General features: G+C 70.1%; 17 protein-coding genes. 13 read left to right on the forward strand and 4 right to left on the reverse strand.

The genetic code is table 11. The features are described 5' to 3' along the window. Nucleotides 1-229: 229 nt before the first annotated feature. Nucleotides 230-1,987: a trypsin-like serine protease gene (locus ACFYWX_RS11730; protein WP_389423810.1), complete on the forward strand. Its 1,758-nt coding sequence runs from the start codon at nt 230-232 to the stop codon at nt 1,985-1,987. 110 nt (nt 1,988-2,097) lie between these two features. Here the strand turns inward: ACFYWX_RS11730 and ACFYWX_RS11735 are convergent, their stop codons facing one another. Both ACFYWX_RS11735 and ACFYWX_RS11740 read right to left on the reverse strand, forming a co-directional pair. Further along, the gene (locus ACFYWX_RS11735) at nt 2,098-3,120 is read right to left on the reverse strand and encodes a LacI family DNA-binding transcriptional regulator (protein WP_389423811.1); all 1,023 of its coding nucleotides are present in this window, start codon (nt 3,118-3,120) and stop codon (nt 2,098-2,100) included. A gap of 86 nt (nt 3,121-3,206) precedes the next feature. After that, nucleotides 3,207-3,986: a response regulator transcription factor gene (locus ACFYWX_RS11740; RefSeq protein WP_389423812.1), complete on the reverse strand. Its 780-nt coding sequence runs from the start codon at nt 3,984-3,986 to the stop codon at nt 3,207-3,209. 170 nt (nt 3,987-4,156) lie between these two features. Here ACFYWX_RS11740 and ACFYWX_RS11745 point away from each other — a divergent pair, with 170 nt between their 5' ends. From ACFYWX_RS11745 to ACFYWX_RS11775, 7 genes are all read left to right on the forward strand, one after another. Beyond that, entirely contained in the window at nt 4,157-5,017 is an 861-nt protein-coding gene (locus ACFYWX_RS11745; protein WP_389423813.1) for an alpha/beta hydrolase, read from the forward strand. Between the two features lie 48 nt (nt 5,018-5,065). After that, complete coding sequence (locus ACFYWX_RS11750; protein ID WP_389423814.1) at nt 5,066-5,320, forward strand: MoaD/ThiS family protein; 255 nt, start codon at nt 5,066-5,068, stop codon at nt 5,318-5,320. Between the two features lie 3 nt (nt 5,321-5,323). Beyond that, a complete protein-coding gene (locus ACFYWX_RS11755) occupies nt 5,324-6,433 on the forward strand; it encodes a hypothetical protein (RefSeq protein WP_389423815.1) in 1,110 nt (369 codons plus the stop codon). A gap of 106 nt (nt 6,434-6,539) precedes the next feature. Further along, nucleotides 6,540-7,274, forward strand: coding sequence for a DUF2993 domain-containing protein (locus tag ACFYWX_RS11760; RefSeq protein ID WP_389423816.1), 735 nt, complete (start codon nt 6,540-6,542; stop codon nt 7,272-7,274). Nucleotides 7,275-7,768: 494 nt separating this feature from the next. Further along, nucleotides 7,769-8,608 carry a sulfurtransferase gene (locus ACFYWX_RS11765; RefSeq protein ID WP_389423817.1) on the forward strand — a complete coding sequence of 280 codons (840 nt, stop codon included), beginning with the start codon at nt 7,769-7,771 and terminating at the stop codon, nt 8,606-8,608. A 59-nt stretch (nt 8,609-8,667) separates the two neighbouring features. Then, nucleotides 8,668-8,955: a DUF1416 domain-containing protein gene (locus ACFYWX_RS11770; protein WP_010351646.1), complete on the forward strand. Its 288-nt coding sequence runs from the start codon at nt 8,668-8,670 to the stop codon at nt 8,953-8,955. A gap of 98 nt (nt 8,956-9,053) precedes the next feature. Next, entirely contained in the window at nt 9,054-9,317 is a 264-nt protein-coding gene (locus ACFYWX_RS11775) for a DUF3099 domain-containing protein (protein WP_389423818.1), read from the forward strand. Between the two features lie 31 nt (nt 9,318-9,348). Here the strand turns inward: ACFYWX_RS11775 and ACFYWX_RS11780 are convergent, their stop codons facing one another. Continuing rightward, entirely contained in the window at nt 9,349-9,711 is a 363-nt protein-coding gene (locus ACFYWX_RS11780) for a DsrE family protein (RefSeq protein WP_004000117.1), read from the reverse strand. Nucleotides 9,712-9,949: 238 nt separating this feature from the next. On the opposite strand from ACFYWX_RS11780, the gene ACFYWX_RS11785 reads away from it, so the two are divergent. The 3 genes from ACFYWX_RS11785 to ACFYWX_RS11795 are packed head-to-tail and all read left to right on the forward strand — an operon-like array spanning nt 9,950 to nt 11,955. Next, the gene (locus ACFYWX_RS11785) at nt 9,950-10,525 is read left to right on the forward strand and encodes an FABP family protein (RefSeq protein ID WP_389423819.1); all 576 of its coding nucleotides are present in this window, start codon (nt 9,950-9,952) and stop codon (nt 10,523-10,525) included. Between the two features lie 16 nt (nt 10,526-10,541). Beyond that, nucleotides 10,542-10,979 (forward strand): Fur family transcriptional regulator, encoded by a 438-nt coding sequence (locus ACFYWX_RS11790; RefSeq protein WP_389423820.1) that lies wholly within the window; start codon nt 10,542-10,544, stop codon nt 10,977-10,979. A 10-nt stretch (nt 10,980-10,989) separates the two neighbouring features. Beyond that, nucleotides 10,990-11,955 carry a YgfZ/GcvT domain-containing protein gene (locus ACFYWX_RS11795; protein WP_389423821.1) on the forward strand — a complete coding sequence of 322 codons (966 nt, stop codon included), beginning with the start codon at nt 10,990-10,992 and terminating at the stop codon, nt 11,953-11,955. 30 nt (nt 11,956-11,985) lie between these two features. Here ACFYWX_RS11795 and dtd read toward each other — a convergent pair whose 3' ends face one another. Then, nucleotides 11,986-12,411 carry a D-aminoacyl-tRNA deacylase gene (dtd, locus tag ACFYWX_RS11800; RefSeq protein ID WP_389423822.1) on the reverse strand — a complete coding sequence of 142 codons (426 nt, stop codon included), beginning with the start codon at nt 12,409-12,411 and terminating at the stop codon, nt 11,986-11,988. Between the two features lie 168 nt (nt 12,412-12,579). Here dtd and ACFYWX_RS11805 point away from each other — a divergent pair, with 168 nt between their 5' ends. Together ACFYWX_RS11805 and ACFYWX_RS11810 are read left to right on the forward strand one after the other, a co-directional pair. After that, nucleotides 12,580-13,197, forward strand: a complete 618-nt coding sequence (locus ACFYWX_RS11805) for an aerial mycelium formation protein (RefSeq protein ID WP_389423823.1) — start codon at nt 12,580-12,582, stop codon at nt 13,195-13,197. Nucleotides 13,198-13,345: 148 nt separating this feature from the next. After that, a complete protein-coding gene (locus ACFYWX_RS11810; protein ID WP_389423824.1) occupies nt 13,346-14,602 on the forward strand; it encodes a GNAT family N-acetyltransferase in 1,257 nt (418 codons plus the stop codon). The last annotated feature ends 121 nt before the right edge of the window (nt 14,603-14,723 follow it).

Raw genomic sequence — 14,723 nt, forward strand, 5'->3', positions numbered from 1 at the left:
AAGTACTCAATGGCACCGTCCTGCACATAGCCGCCTATAGAGGCGCCCGCAGAAGCGCCCGAGGGGTCAGGGAAACGAGAGGTTGCGCAGGGGTGAGATCACAGCAGGCGGCAAACGAAACCTTGTCGGACCTGCTGTGAAGGACGTGTGCAAAGTGACTACTGGGGCGCAATCTTGGTGGGTTCTGACATCTCAGCCACCTCCCCTCAATCACTTTCAGGAGCCCTGAGTGATACGTGCCCTGCGCGGCCGTTGGAGACGCCCCGTCACGGCGCTCCCCGCGACCGCCCTCGCGCTCGCCCTGAGCTGCGCCGGCCTTCTGGCCGCCCAGCCCGCGACCGCGGCGGACGGACCGGCCGGACTGCCCGACCCGGGTGTCGTCGCCCAGTCGGAGACCCCGCAGCCGACCGCCTCCACCAAGGAACTGCACGACCGCGTCATCGCGGCGGCGAAGGACCAGGCGACCCCGGCGACCAAGCCGGCCAAGTCGCGCTTCATCATCGGCGGCAGCGAGACGACGGTCTCCAGTGCCCCGTGGATGGTCCAGCTCGCCTACTACGACGACACCACCGGCGACGGCTACTTCTGCGGCGGCACCCTGGTCGCCCCCAACAAGGTCCTCACCGCCGCCCACTGCGTCGCGGGCCTGGACTGGGTGAACAACGGCGCCGTCCTGGCCGGGTCCACCGACCTCGACGACGCGAACTCCGGGACCGTCGCCGGCGTCTGGCGCCAGTGGAACCACCCGCGGTTCAACGGCGACACCCTCCAGAACGACCTCGCGGTCCTCACCCTCGACCGCCCGCTGGAGCAGCCCTGGCTGCGCCTGGCCGCCGCAAACGACAGCGCCCTGTACAAGGCCGGCACCAGCGCCAAGGTCTACGGCTGGGGCCTGACCTCCGGCGCCTCCGACGCCGACCTGTCGGCCAAGCTGCGCACCGCGACCCTCCCGCTGGTCGCCGACTCCACCTGCAACAGCGCCATGCAGTCCGTCCTCGGCGAGGACGCCTTCGTCGAGGGCTCGATGATCTGCGCGGGCACCCCGGCCACCGGCGCCGACGAGGGCACCACCAGCCCCTGCAACGGCGACTCCGGCGGCCCGCTGGTCGTCGGCGGCAAGATCGTCGGCATCGTCTCCTGGGGCGTCGAAGGCTGCACCGCGCAGGGCGCCTACCCGGTCTTCACCAAGGTGTCCTCGTACACCTGGGCCGCCCAGCCGCGCATCGACGACACGGACCTGTCCTACGACGGCCGCGCCGACCTTCTCGCCCGCACGCCCTCCGGCGGCCTGTTCGAGCAGGACAGCAAGGGCACCTCGCTCGCCCAGCGCGCCTTCCAGGGCAGCGGCTACGAGACCCTCAGCTGGGGCCTCCAGGCCGACCTGGACCGGGACTTCCACCAGGACCTGATCGTCCGCGACAAGACCGACGGCAAGCTGTACCGCAGCTACATGGACCACGCCTCCGGCGAGTTCACCTGGATGCAGATCAGCTCCGTCTGGGGCGGCTACAAGTCGTACGCCATCCCCGGCGACCTGACCGGCGACGCCCGCCCCGACCTGGTCGCCGTCGACGCCGACGGCTCGGTCTACCTCTACCCGGGCAGGGGCAACGGCCAGTTCTACGCCAAGGTCAAGGTCGTCGACCGCGCCTGGAAGGGCGTGCAGATCTTCGGCCACGGCGACCTCTCGGGCGACGGCAAGGCCGACCTCCTGGTCCGCAACAGCTCGGGCGTCCTCTACCTCTACCGCGGCACCCAGCAGCAGAACACCCCGTGGTCCGCCCGCATCCAGGCCCGCACCGGCTTCACCTTCACGTCCTACGTGGCCAACGGTGACGTCACCGGCGACGGAATCGCCGACCTCATCACCCGCGACTCCGGCGGCACCCTCTGGCTCTACCCCGGCACGAACAAGGCGTCGAGCGCCCTGTTCGCCTCACGCATCAAGCTGGGCACGGGCTTCAACCAGTACAACTTGCTGTTCTAGACAACAGACGACAGCGCCCCGCGCCCCTCCAGGGGCGCGGGGCGCTGTCAATGTGCGGCTCTGCCGCGTGGGCGCGACAAGCCACGAACAACCCGCACTCGCCGTCGAAGCTAAACGCACCCACACGACCGGCGAACAACCAACCGCGACGGAAACACCTTCAACCTCTCCCGCCGCGACCCCGCAACCCGCACCCCGTCATCCAGCACAAGATCAACTGCCGCCCGCGCCATCGCCGACCGATCCGACGCCACAGTCGTCAACCGCGGATCCGCCAGCGCTGCTTCCTTGATGTCATCGAACCCCACAACCCCCAGCTCCCCCGGCACATCGATCCGCAGCTCCCGAGCCGCCCGCAGCAACCCGAGCGCCTGGTCGTCCGTCGAGCAGAAGATCGCCGGCGGCCGCTGCGGCCCGGCGAGGATCTCCAGCGCCACCTGGTACGCGTCGTACCGGTTGTACGGCGCCTCGAACAGCCGCCCCTCCGTCGATATCCCCGCTTCGTCCATCGCCCGCCGCCAGCCCTCGACGTGGTCGGAGACGGGGTCGCCGACCACCGGGGTCTCCGCGAGGCCGCCCATACAGGCGACGTAGTCGTAGCCGTGCTCCAGCAGATGCCGCACGGCGAGCTGCGCGCCGCCCAGGTCGTCGGTGACGACGGCGACGTCGTCGATGGCCTCGGGCCGCTCGTGCAGGAGGACGACCCTGGCGTCCCACGCCTCGATCTCCGCGGCGGCCAGGTCGTTCAGCGCGTGGCTGACGAGGATGAGCCCGGAGACACGCATGCCGAGGAACGCCCGCAGATAGTGGACCTCGCGCTCGCTGACGTAGTCGGTGTTGCCGACGAGCACCATTTTTCCGCGCTCGGAGGCGGCCTGCTCGACCGCGTGGGCCATCTCCCCGAAGAAGGGCTGGCGCGCGTCCGGGATGATCAGGCCGATGAGGTCGGTGCGCCGGGACGCCATCGCCTGGGCGACGCGGTCGGGGCGGTACCCCAGCTCCTTGATCGCGGCGAGGACACGCTCGCGCGTGGCCGGGGCGACCGGCCGGGGTCCGTTGTTGATGACATAGCTCACTACGGCGGTGGAAGTTCCCGCCAGCCGCGCCACATCATCCCGAGTCACCTTGGCCACGCGCGGAGTCTACGCGGATGGACCCGCTCTGGGCAGGGCGTCAAGGCGCCCACCTGTGCGTAGGCAATGCCCTGCCCGAGCGTCCGCTATGCCTCCGCCCCGGCCTCCGCGGCGTCCAAGGCGGCCGTATCGTCGGCAACGTCCGGATTTGCCCGGTCTGCCTTGGCCTTGGCTTCGTCGGTGGCCCGCTCGCCCTTCTCCGGAGTAACGAATCGATAACCGACGTTCCGGACGGTTCCGATCAGCGACTCGTGCTCGGGGCCGAGCTTGGCGCGCAGGCGTCGTACGTGGACATCGACCGTTCGGGTGCCGCCGAAGTAGTCGTAGCCCCACACCTCCTGCAGCAGCTGCGCGCGCGTGAAGACGCGGCCCGGGTGCTGCGCGAGGTACTTCAGGAGCTCGAACTCCTTGAAGGTGAGGTCGAGGACGCGGCCCTTGAGCTTGGCCGAGTAGGTCGCCTCGTCGACCGACAAGTCGCCGTTGCGGATCTCCATCGGGGAGTCGTCGCTGACGATCTGCTGCCGGCCCATGGCCAGCCGCAGCCGCGCCTCGACCTCGGCCGGACCCGCGGTGTCGAGGAGCACGTCGTCGATGCCCCAGTCGGCGGTCACGGCGGCGAGACCGCCCTCGGTGACGACGAGGATGAGCGGACAGCCGGGGCCGGTCGAACGCAGCAGCTGGCACAGGCTGCGCACCTGTGGAAGGTCGCGGCGGCCGTCGACGAGGATGACGTCGGCACCGGGGGTGTCGACGAGGGCGGGGCCCTCCGCCGGGGCGACCCGCACGTTGTGCAGAAGCAGGCCGAGCGCGGGAAGCACCTCCGTCGACGGCTGGAGGGCATTGGTCAGGAGCAGCAGAGAACTCATACGTCTGGTTCCTCCTCGGTCCCTGCGAGGACGTGTGCGGTACGGCACTGCTCTGCGATCCCGGGGCCCCGTACACCTGCGGTTTTCCGCTTCGTATACAACGCTTCCGAAAGCACAAAAGGACCCGGGGGCTACGCTGCCCGAGTCCTCTGTCCAGCAGAATAGCCCACATGAGGACTGGTCGGGCAGGTCAAACGACGCGATCCACCAATCGTCCGAATGGCGAGACGCCCAGACGGGTGCCATTGCGGACGTTTCTGCGCACCGTCGACGGAGTGACGATCCATTCCGTATACGACCCGGGTGCGGTCGTATACGACGCTCGGCGTCCATCTTCCCTTGATCTGGTGTTCGTGATCGCGCACGGATTCACCGGCGGAGTGGACCGGCCGCACATTCGACGGGTGGCGCGGGCCTTCGCCCGGCACGGAGCGGTGGTCACCTTCTCCTTCCGGGGGCACGGGGCGTCGGGCGGGCGCTCCACCGTCGGCGACCGCGAGGTGTACGACCTGGCGGCCGCGGTGCGCTGGGCCCGCGAACTCGGGCACGCGCGCGTGGTCACCGTCGGCTTCTCCATGGGCGGCTCCGTGGTGCTGCGGCACGCGGCGCTGCACGGCTCGGACGACTCCGACGACACGGCCCGTACGGACGCGGTGGTCTCCGTCAGCGCGCCGGCCCGCTGGTACTACCGGGGGACCGCCCCCATGCGGCGGCTGCACTGGCTGGTGACTCGCCCCGAGGGCCGTCTGGTGGGCCGCTACGGGTTCGGTACGCGCATCCACCACCGTGAGTGGGACCCGGTCCCGCTCTCCCCGGTGGAGGCGGTACCGCGGATCGCGCCGACCCCGCTGCTCATCGTGCACGGCGAGCGGGACGGCTACTTTCCCGTCGACCACCCCCGGATGCTCGCGGCGGCCGCCGGTGAGCACGGGGAACTGTGGCTGGAACCCGGCATGGGCCACGCCGAGCACGCGGCGGACGACGGGCTGCTGGGCCGTATCGGGGACTGGGCGGCCGCGCGGGCGGGCTAGCCTGACCGTGTACACCGCCGAGTCGATACGAGTTGTTAGAGGAACCCGATGGCAAAGGTCACGGTGCGCTACTGGGCGGCCGCCAAGGCCGCGGCCGGCGTCGCCGAGGAGCCGTACGACGCGGCCACGCTCGCCGAGGCGCTGGACGCGGTGCGTGAGCGGCACTCCGGTGAGCTGATCCGCGTACTGCGGCGCTGCTCGTTCCTCGTCGACGGCGATCCCGTGGGTACGCGCGGGCATGAGACGGTACGGCTGGCCGAGGGCGGCACGGTTGAGGTGCTCCCGCCGTTCGCAGGAGGGTGAGCAGTGAGCAACCAGCCGTATGAGGGGGCTCCGTACGACGGATACGACCCTTACGCGCAGCAACAGCAGCAGCAACAGCAGCAGCAGGGGTGGGCTCAGCAGGAGCAGCCCTACCAGCAGCCGTATCAGCAGCCCTACGAGGACCCGCAGCAGTACACGCAGCAGTGGCAGGGGCAGACCTGGGAGACGCAGGTGCAGGAGCCTGTGCCGCCGCAGGGTCACGGGTACCAGCCCGCTTACGAGGAGCCCGGCGCTGGTGGCCTTGCCCACCCGTCCCGCCCCAGCGGGACGACTGCCCAAGGCGGTACTGAGGAGCCCTCTTCCTACGGACCCGCCACCGTCGCCGGCAACTCCCGTGTCACCGACGCCCAGCGGGCCCGTCTCGAAGGGCGCTCCCCGATCATCGAGCCGGGCATGCAGCCGGCCGCGCTCACCGCTCTCCTCGGCCTCCTGCTCTCCGGTGCGGCGGCCGTCGGGTCGTACGCCCTCCTCGTGCCCCTCGTCCTTCTCCAGGCCGTCACTGCCGCGGGCTGGTTCCGGCTGAACGGGATGTGGCCCGCCCGGCAGGGCATCGCGCTGGCGTTCCTGGGGGCGCTGGTGTCGGACGTGGCGCTGCTCGTGGCGGGGCGGGACAACGCGCCGGCCGCGATCCTGGGCACGCTCGGGGTGTGGGTGCTGCTCTGTCTCGTCCTCCAGCTGCGCTCGCACGCCGACCCGGACGAGCGGATGTACGGCCTGATGGCGACCGTCACCTCGGCGGCGCTGGCCATCATCGCGACCGGGTACCTCGCGGCCGAGCCGGACGCCGTCACCGTCGGCGCGGCCGCCGTCGCGGTGGCCGTCCTGGCCCGTGCCCTGCCGCTGCCGACCCCGGCCTCCGTGGTCGTCTCGCTGCTGGCCGCGGCGGGCGCCGGGATCGCCGTGGGCGGGCTGACGGACCTGGGGACGAAGGGCGCGCTGCTGGGCGCGGGAGCGGCGGTCTGTGCGCTGATCGGGCACCGGGTCGCGAGCTACGACTACCCGTCCCGGTTCGTGCACTTCACGGCGGGCGTGGCCCTGCCGCTGTCCGCCGCCGGGCCGGTTGTGTGGGTGCTGGGGCGGGCGCTCGGCTGACCTGTGTGGGCGTGTCACAGCTGATCGACAAAACCTCGGTGGCCCCGCGACCCAGGGTTACCGTGGGCTGTCTTTGTCACGGACATCCAAGTGGGGGAACACGGAAATGCGCGCGCTGCGGATACTGCTGATCACGGTCATCGTCCTGGGTGTGCTGTTCGTGATCGTCGACCGGGTCGCGGTGCACTTCGCCGAGGGTGAGGCGGCGGACCAGCTGAAGTCGAGCGAGAACCTGGCGTCCGCCCCGGACGTGTCCATAAACGGCTTCCCCTTCCTCACCCAGGTCGCCGACGGTGAGCTGGACGAGGTCGAGGTCGGCATCAAGGACTACGAGGCGCCCACCGGCACCGGCGGCAAGACCATCCGCATCGACGACATGAAGGCCGAGATGAAGGGCGTCACCTTCTCCGGCGACTACAGCTCCGCCACCGCCGCCTCCGCGACGGGCACGGCGACCATCGCCTACGACGAGCTGCTCAAGGCGGCCAAGTCGGAGCCGACGCGGGTCGGGCCCGCGGTGACCGCGCAGGTGGTGGGCCTGTCCGACGGCGGCAACGGGAAGATCAAGGTCCAGATCGACGCGACCGTCCTCGGCGTGAAGCTGCCCAAGCCGGTCTCCGTGCTCAGCTCGGTCACGGTCGAGGGCGACACCGTGCGGGTGAAGGCCGACTCGCTGCCCGACCTCGGCATCGACCTCGCGGAGAGCACGATCCGCTCGGTCACCGACTTCCAGCAGACCATCGAGCAGCTGCCCGGCGGCATCCGGCTGGACAAGGTGCAGGCCGTGAACGACGGTGTGGAGATCACGGTGAAGGGTTCGAACGTCAGGCTTGCCGGGTAGGACGTCGTGCGACCTGCGGTGGACGACCTGCGACCTGCGACCTGCGACCTGCGACCTGCGACCTGCGACCTGCGACCTGGACCTGGACCTGGACCTGCGACCTGCGGTGACGACCGGTGTCCGACAGGCGAGACGCCGGAGTCCGTTCCGTAGCGCGAATGACGGACGCGGGCGCCCGGAAACCGTGGGGGACACGGCCGGGCGCCCTTCTCTTCTCACATTCCGGACGATCGCATCTCAAGATGCGACACGCCGGTGACACGCCCGCCCTTCTCTCCCTACGATCGACAACCATGAAGCGACAGGCGGATCTCACGAAGCGGCGGGCAGTAGACCTGTGCCGCGTCGCCGCCATGCTCTGTCGCCCCTTCTGAGTGGAAGCGCCGACTTCCGCATCCCCCCACAGCCCTGCAGAGGGCATACGTGTGCTGCCCCCACTCGGGCGGCACCCTCACTCGCACGCCCCGCCGTAACTGCCCCGGAGGAGAAAGAGCATGAGCCGCAGCGACGTCCTGGTCGACGCCGAATGGCTGCAGGACCACCTGGACGACTCGAGCATCGCCATTGTCGAGGTCGACGAGGACACGTCCGCGTACGAGAAGAACCACATCCGGAACGCCATCCGGATCGACTGGACCCAGGACCTCCAGGACCCGGTCCGTCGTGACTTCATCGACGAGGAGGGCTTCGAGAAGCTCCTCTCGGCGAAGGGCATCGCCAACGACACGCTGGTGATCCTCTACGGCGGCAACAACAACTGGTTCGCGTCCTACGCCTACTGGTACTTCAAGCTGTACGGCCACGAGAACGTCAAGCTCCTCGACGGTGGCCGCAAGAAGTGGGAGCTGGACGCCCGCGAGCTCGTCGAGGAGGTCCCGGAGCGGGCCGCCACCGACTACAAGGCCAAGCCGCAGAACAAGTCCATCCGTGCCTTCCGTGACGACGTCGTCGCCGCGATCGGCTCGCAGAACCTGGTCGACGTCCGCTCGCCCGACGAGTTCTCCGGCAAGCTGCTCGCCCCCGCGCACCTGCCGCAGGAGCAGTCGCAGCGTCCGGGCCACGTCCCGAGCGCCCGCAACATCCCGTGGTCGAAGAACGCCAACGACGACGGCACCTTCAAGTCGGACGACGAGCTCAAGGAGCTCTACGCCGACGAGCAGGTGGACCTGGCCAAGGACACCATCGCGTACTGCCGCATCGGTGAGCGCTCCGCGCTGACCTGGTTCGTGCTGCACGAGCTGCTCGGTGTGCAGAACGTCAAGAACTACGACGGTTCCTGGACCGAGTACGGCTCCCTCGTCGGCGTGCCGATCGAGCTCGGCGCCAACAAGTAAGCGAAGAAGCAACCCAACCGACCGGCCTTCCTTCCGGTCAGACCCCTCTGGAGTAAGACATGTGTGGAGCGAAGGCCGGCGGCCCCGACGCCTCGACGATCAAGCCCGGTGAGACGACGATCCAGGGTCAGGTGACCCGCGACGGCGAGCCGGTCACCGGCTACGTCCGTCTGCTGGACTCGACCGGCGAGTTCACCGCGGAGGTCCCGACCTCCGCCACGGGCCAGTTCCGGTTCTACGCGGCCGAGGGCACCTGGACCGTCCGTGCCCTCGTCCCCGGTGCCACCGCCGACCGCACGGTCGTCGCCCAGCAGGGCGGCCTCGCGGAGGTCGCGATCGCGGTCTGAGGCACCTCTCGCACACCGAAAGGACCGCGCCCCCCGGGTTGGACACCTGGTGCGCGGCCCTTTCGGCATGTACGGGCCCACCGGCCTACCCTGGATGTATGTACGCACGGCGACGGCACGTTTACTTCGCCATGATGGGCATCTGCATCGGCCTGTTCGTCCTGGCGTGGGGGGTCGTGCGCATCTGGTCGGTGCCCGTGGCCGTCGGGATGTGCGTGGTGGCCATGGTCATTCCGCCGCTCGCGGCGATGGTGGCCAACCGACGAGGCCCCGAGGACCGCTGGTGGGACGACCCCTCGGGGGACCCGCAGTCCGACGAGTGGTGGGACGAGCTGGACGGCAAGAAACGCCCTCGCCCGTAGTCACAGCGCGCCCCCGTGTCGGCGCCGCGTCTCAGTAGACGAGCGCCTGCGTCTCGTCCCCGAGCGCCTCCTGGACGAACACCTGCGCACCCGCGATGCGTACGCCCTCGATGACGTCCTTCTCCGTGATGTCCCGCCGGGCCGCGCACTGCGTGCACAGGGTGACGCGACCGCCGGCCAGCAGCGAGTCGAGCAGATCGGGCAGCGGAGCCGCGTGCGGCAGCTCGAACTCCGCGGCCCGCCCCGGCAGCGCGAACCACGCGGACTCCCCGGTCAGCCACAGAGACACCTCGACCCCACTGGCCACGGCCACCGCCGCCACCGTGAACGCCTGAGAGCAGCGCTCGGGGGCGTCCGCGCCCGCCGTCACCTTGATCACGAGCTTCTTCGCCATGCCCGCATCGTAAGCCGGGGGGGCGTGAGGGCCTACCTCACAAGGGGGCCCGGACCCCGGCCGCGTAAGCTGGGGCCCGGCTCTGTCGTATGCCCACCCTCGCTCAAGGAGCACCCGTGGAGATCTTCTTCGAAACCCTGCTGGTCCTTGTCTGCGTCGGCGTTCTCGCCTTCGCCGGACTGACCGTGAAGAAGCTGTACCAGGGCCAGCGCTGACCCCCACCTAGGAACTGCCGCTCATGATCGAGATTCCGTCCGACCTCCACAAGGACCTCGTCCCGCTCGTCTTCCTGCTCGGCAACTGGGCCGGCGCGGGCGTGCACGACTTCCCCGGCTCACAGAAGTGCAACTTCGGGCAGGAGGTCACCTTCACCCACGACGGCCGGGACTTCCTGGAGTACCACTCCCGCACGTGGGTGCTGGACAACGACGGCAACAAGGTGCGGCCGCTGGAGACGGAGTCCGGCTTCTGGCGCATCGACGACGCCCGCAAGGTCGAGGTCACCATGACCCGCGACGACGGCGTCATCGAGATCTGGTACGGCGAGCTGGCCCACAAGAAGCCGCAGATCGAGCTGGTCACGGACGCCGTGGCGCGTACGGCGGCCTCCTCGCCCTACAGCGGCGGCAAGCGGCTGTACGGCTACGTCAAGAGCGACCTGATGTGGGTCGGCGAGAAGCAGACCCCCGAGGTCGAGCTGCGCCCCTACATGTCGGCGCACCTGAAGAAGGTCGTCACCCCGGAAGAGGTCGAGCGCTGGGCGAAGGCCCTGCCCGACGACATGCCCGACGACGGCATCGCCTTCTTCAAGTAGTCATAGACTCGTCGGTGTGGTGAGCACCGACTGGAAGAGCGACCTCAGGCAGCGCGGCTACCGGCTGACGCCGCAGCGTCAGCTTGTCCTCGAGGCCGTGGACACCCTGGAGCACGCGACCCCCGACGCCATCCTCGTGGAAGTGAGGAAGACGGCGTCGGGGGTCAACATTTCCACCGTGTACCGGACCCTGGAGCTCCTGGAGGAGCTGGACCTGGTCAGTCACGCGCACCTGGGGCACGGGGCGCCGACGTATCACCTCGCGGATCGGCATCACCACATCCACCTGGTGTGCCGCGACTGCGAGAACGTCATCGAGGCGGACGTGGAGGTGGCGGCCGACTTCACCGCCAAGCTGCGCGACACCTTCGGCTTCGACACCGACATGAAGCACTTCGCGATCTTCGGCCGGTGCAAGGACTGCTCTCTGAAGAGTTCAACTACCGGGTCGTAGGCTTACGTATATGAAGAGCCCACTGCTGTCCCTGCCCGGCGCCGTTCCCGCCGAGGGCGTGGACGAAGGCGTAGCCGCCCACTACGGCGACCTGTTCCGCGAGCAGCGCGCCCTCGCCGACGGCACCGGCTTCGTCGACCTCTCGCACCGCGGTGTCCTCTCCGTCTCCGGCGACGACCGGCTCAGCTGGCTGCACCTGCTGCTCACCCAGCACGTCAGCGAGCTGCCCGTCGGCGAGGCCACCGAGGCGCTGATCCTCTCCGCGCACGGCCACATCGAACACGCCCTCTATCTCGTCGACGACGGCGAGACGGTCTGGGCCCACGTGGAACCCGGCACCCAGGACGCGCTGATCGCGTACCTGGAGTCGATGAAGTTCTTCTACCGCGTCGAAGTCGCCGACCGCACGGACGAGTTCGCCGTCGTGCACCTGCCCGCCGGTTCCATCGCCGAGGTGCCCGAGGGCGTCGTCGTGCGCGAGACGCCGCATGGGCGTGATCTGTTCCTGCCGCGCGCCGACCTGGAGTCGTACGCCGAGAAGTCCGGCCCCGCGGCCGGGATCCTCGCCTACGAGGCGCTGCGCGTCGAGCACCACCGCCCGCGCCTCGGCTTCGAGACCGACCACCGCACCATCCCGCACGAGCTGGGCTGGATCGGCACGGCGGTGCACCTCCAGAAGGGCTGCTACCGCGGTCAGGAGACGGTCGCCCGCGTGCACAACCTGGGCAAGCCCCCGCGCCGGCTCGTCTTCCTGCACCTCGACGGCAGCGAGGTCCACCTGCCCACGCGCGGCACGGAGCTCCGGCTCGCGGACGACGGCCCCGACGGCCGCAAGATCGGCTTCATCACCACGTCCGTACGCCACCACGAGCTCGGCCCGGTCGCCCTCGCCCTGGTCAAGCGGAACGTACCGGTGGACGCGCCGCTGATGGCCGACACCACGGCCGCCGCGCAGGAGGCCGTGGTCGAGCCCTAGGACAGGCCCTGGACCAGCCCCAGACAGGTCCTAGACCTCGACCAGGACCGTGAACGGGCCGTCGTTCGTCAGGGACACCCGCATATGGGCGCCGAAGCGGCCCGTCTCCACCGTCGCGCCCAGGGCGCGCAGCTGGGCGACGACCTCGTCCACGAGGGGCTCGGCGACCGGGCCCGGGGCGGCCGCGTTCCAGGTGGGGCGGCGGCCCTTGCGGGCGTCGCCGTAGAGGGTGAACTGGCTGATCACGAGGAGCGGGGCGTCGATGTCGCTGCACGACTTCTCGTCGTGCAGCACGCGCACCGACCAGAGCTTGCGGGCGAGTTGGGCCGCCTTCTCCTTCGTGTCCTCGTGGGTGACCCCGACCAGGACGCACAGCCCCTCGCCGATGATCTCCCCGACCGTCTCGCCGTCCACGACGACGCTCGCACCGTCCACCCTCTGCACCACTGCACGCATACGACCATCATGCCGGGTGACGAACGGCGGTCGACCTCTGGTCCGTACCAGGCAGCTTTTTGATCCTTAAGCCCCCATGTGCGGCCGTTCGGGGGCACTCGGTCACATAGCGGCCACTTGGGGTGGCACGATGCTGGCACACGCCGGTCGAGGGGACGGTAGAGGCACATGAGCACACCGAGTACCGGGCAGCCGCCCGGGGCTGTCTCGTTGACCCACAGGGGAGACCTGGACAGCCCCCGACCGCCCGCGCAGCGCACCGACAGCCCGCTGCTGTCCGTGGAGCCGCCCGAGCCCGACCTGGCCGCGCTGAGCCTGCCCGAGCTGCGCACCCTGCGCCGGGACGCGCAGCGCGACGAGGCCGATCTGAGCTATGTACGGCGACTGCTCCAGGGGCGGATCGACATCCTGCGGGCGGAGCTGGCCCGGCGCGGTCCCGCGTCGGTCGTGGACCCGGCCGAGTCGTCCGTCGTGGAGCGGCTCCCGGAGATTCTCACAGACGCCCCGGCCCGCCACCGCTCCTCGGCGCGCCACGTCACGCTGGGCACACCGCACAACGAGGAGTACCGGCGGCTGGCCGCGGACATGCTCGCCGAGGTCGAGCTCTCCGACCTGGGCGCCCGCACGGACCTCGAGCTGAACACCGCGATGGGCCGGCTCGTCCGCTACGAACAGCAGGTCTCCGGACGCCGACAGCGGCTGCAGCGCACGACCGACGACTGCAGCGCCGAGATCGCCCGCCGCTACCGGGACGGCGAGGCCCAGGTGGACGACCTGTTGGTGTGAGGGACGTGCGGTAGGGGGCGGGGCCCCGGGCCGGGCCGTGCCCCAGGGCCGTGCCCCAGGGCCGTGCCCCAGGGCCGTGCCCCAGGGCCGGGCGAGGCCCGGGGAAATCCTCACGACACCCCGACGGCCCTCCCTCTACCGTGGGCCCATGACCCCCCGCGCCGACATCGACGTACGTCCCATCGACGAGGCGGAGCTCCCCGAGTGGCTCCGTGCCATCAACGCAGGCTTCCTGCGCGAGCCCGTCACCTCCGAGGCCGAACTCGAAGGTCGGCGTGCCCAGTTCGTGCCCGACCGCTACCTCGGCGCCTTCGACGGCAGCCGTTGTGTGGCGACCTTCAAGTCCTTCGCCCAGGAGCTGACGGCCGTCGGCGGCGCGGCCGTTCCCGCGAACGCCGTCACGGGCGTCACCGTCACCGCCACGCACCGTCGGCGCGGCCTGCTCACCCGCATGATGAGCCAGGACCTCGCGGCCGCGAAGGAGCGCGAGGACGTCGTCGCCACGCTCATCGCCGCCGAGTACCCGATCTACGGCCGCTACGGCTTCGGCCCCGCCACCTCGATGAGCGAGTGGACGATCGACGTGCCGCGGTCCGGCCTCGACCCGCGGTGGGCCGGACCGCAGGACGGCGGCCGGATCGATCTCGTGGAGGGCGAGGACGTCCGCAAGCTGGGCCCCGAACTGTACGAGCGAATACGCCGCGCGCAGCCGGGCGCCGTCAGCCGCGACGAGATGTGGTGGCGGGTGAACACCGGTGACGTGCGCTTCGAGGCGTCGTGGACCGAGCCCTTCTACGCCGTCCACCGCTCGCCGGACGGCGAGGTGCAGGGTCTGCTGTCGTACCGCTGCGACGGCCACTGGGGCGACGGCAAGCTGCAGCCGGCGAACACGGCGAGCGTGCGATGGCTGATCGCGGCGAATCCGGCCGCCGAGCGTGCCCTGTGGCACTACCTGTGCGCGATCGACTGGGTCGTGACGGTGAAGTCGGGCTGGCGGGCCCCCGACGACCTGCTCCCGTTCTTCCTGCCGGACCCCAGGGCGGCCAGGATCACCAGCCAGGCGGACTGGCTGTGGGTGCGGCTCCTGGACGTCGTACGGGCTCTTGAGGCGCGTACGTACGAGGGTGAGGGCTCGCTGGTGCTGGAGGTCGCCGACGGGGCGGGGCTGGCCGGGGGCCGCTATCTGCTGGAGGCGTCGGCGGACGGGGCGTCCTGCGCGCGGACCACGCGAAGCGCCGACCTCGCGCTCGACGTGCGGGAGTTGGCGGCGCTGTGGCTGGGCGACGAGTCGGCGGTGCGGCTCGCGGCGCTGGGCAGGGTGCGGGAAGAACGAGCGGGCGCCGCCCGAAAGGCCGACGCCCTGCTGCGTACGTCCAGGCGGCCTTGGTGCCCGGACATGTTCTGAGCGCTCCTTCCGGTGGACGACCTGGGTCGGTACCGCATCCGTAGCTGTGCTCTGTTGAGCTGTATGAAGTTGTCGGTGTGGAGTTGTCGGTGTGCAGTTGTGGCTGTGCCATGCCCTGTGG

It is taken from the genome of Streptomyces sp. NPDC002888 (genome assembly GCF_042888465.1).
Taxonomy (GTDB): Bacteria; Actinomycetota; Actinomycetes; order Streptomycetales; family Streptomycetaceae; genus Streptomyces.

Excerpts from the sequence above, each read along its gene's own strand:
- ACFYWX_RS11795 (WP_389423821.1), top strand. The coding sequence starts at position 10,990 with ATGAAGAGCCCACTGCTGTCCCTGCCCGGCGCCGTTCCCGCCGAGGGC.
- ACFYWX_RS11765 (WP_389423817.1), top strand. The coding sequence starts at position 7,769 with ATGAGCCGCAGCGACGTCCTGGTCGACGCCGAATGGCTGCAGGACCAC.
- ACFYWX_RS11810 (WP_389423824.1), top strand. The coding sequence starts at position 13,346 with ATGACCCCCCGCGCCGACATCGACGTACGTCCCATCGACGAGGCGGAG.
- ACFYWX_RS11745 (WP_389423813.1), top strand. The coding sequence starts at position 4,157 with ATGAGGACTGGTCGGGCAGGTCAAACGACGCGATCCACCAATCGTCCG.
- ACFYWX_RS11780 (WP_004000117.1), bottom strand. The coding sequence starts at position 9,711 with ATGGCGAAGAAGCTCGTGATCAAGGTGACGGCGGGCGCGGACGCCCCC.
- ACFYWX_RS11770 (WP_010351646.1), top strand. The coding sequence starts at position 8,668 with ATGTGTGGAGCGAAGGCCGGCGGCCCCGACGCCTCGACGATCAAGCCC.
- ACFYWX_RS11775 (WP_389423818.1), top strand. The coding sequence starts at position 9,054 with ATGTACGCACGGCGACGGCACGTTTACTTCGCCATGATGGGCATCTGC.
- ACFYWX_RS11750 (WP_389423814.1), top strand. The coding sequence starts at position 5,066 with ATGGCAAAGGTCACGGTGCGCTACTGGGCGGCCGCCAAGGCCGCGGCC.
- dtd (WP_389423822.1), bottom strand. The coding sequence starts at position 12,411 with ATGCGTGCAGTGGTGCAGAGGGTGGACGGTGCGAGCGTCGTCGTGGAC.
- ACFYWX_RS11805 (WP_389423823.1), top strand. The coding sequence starts at position 12,580 with ATGAGCACACCGAGTACCGGGCAGCCGCCCGGGGCTGTCTCGTTGACC.
- ACFYWX_RS11740 (WP_389423812.1), bottom strand. The coding sequence starts at position 3,986 with ATGAGTTCTCTGCTGCTCCTGACCAATGCCCTCCAGCCGTCGACGGAG.
- ACFYWX_RS11760 (WP_389423816.1), top strand. The coding sequence starts at position 6,540 with ATGCGCGCGCTGCGGATACTGCTGATCACGGTCATCGTCCTGGGTGTG.
- ACFYWX_RS11785 (WP_389423819.1), top strand. The coding sequence starts at position 9,950 with ATGATCGAGATTCCGTCCGACCTCCACAAGGACCTCGTCCCGCTCGTC.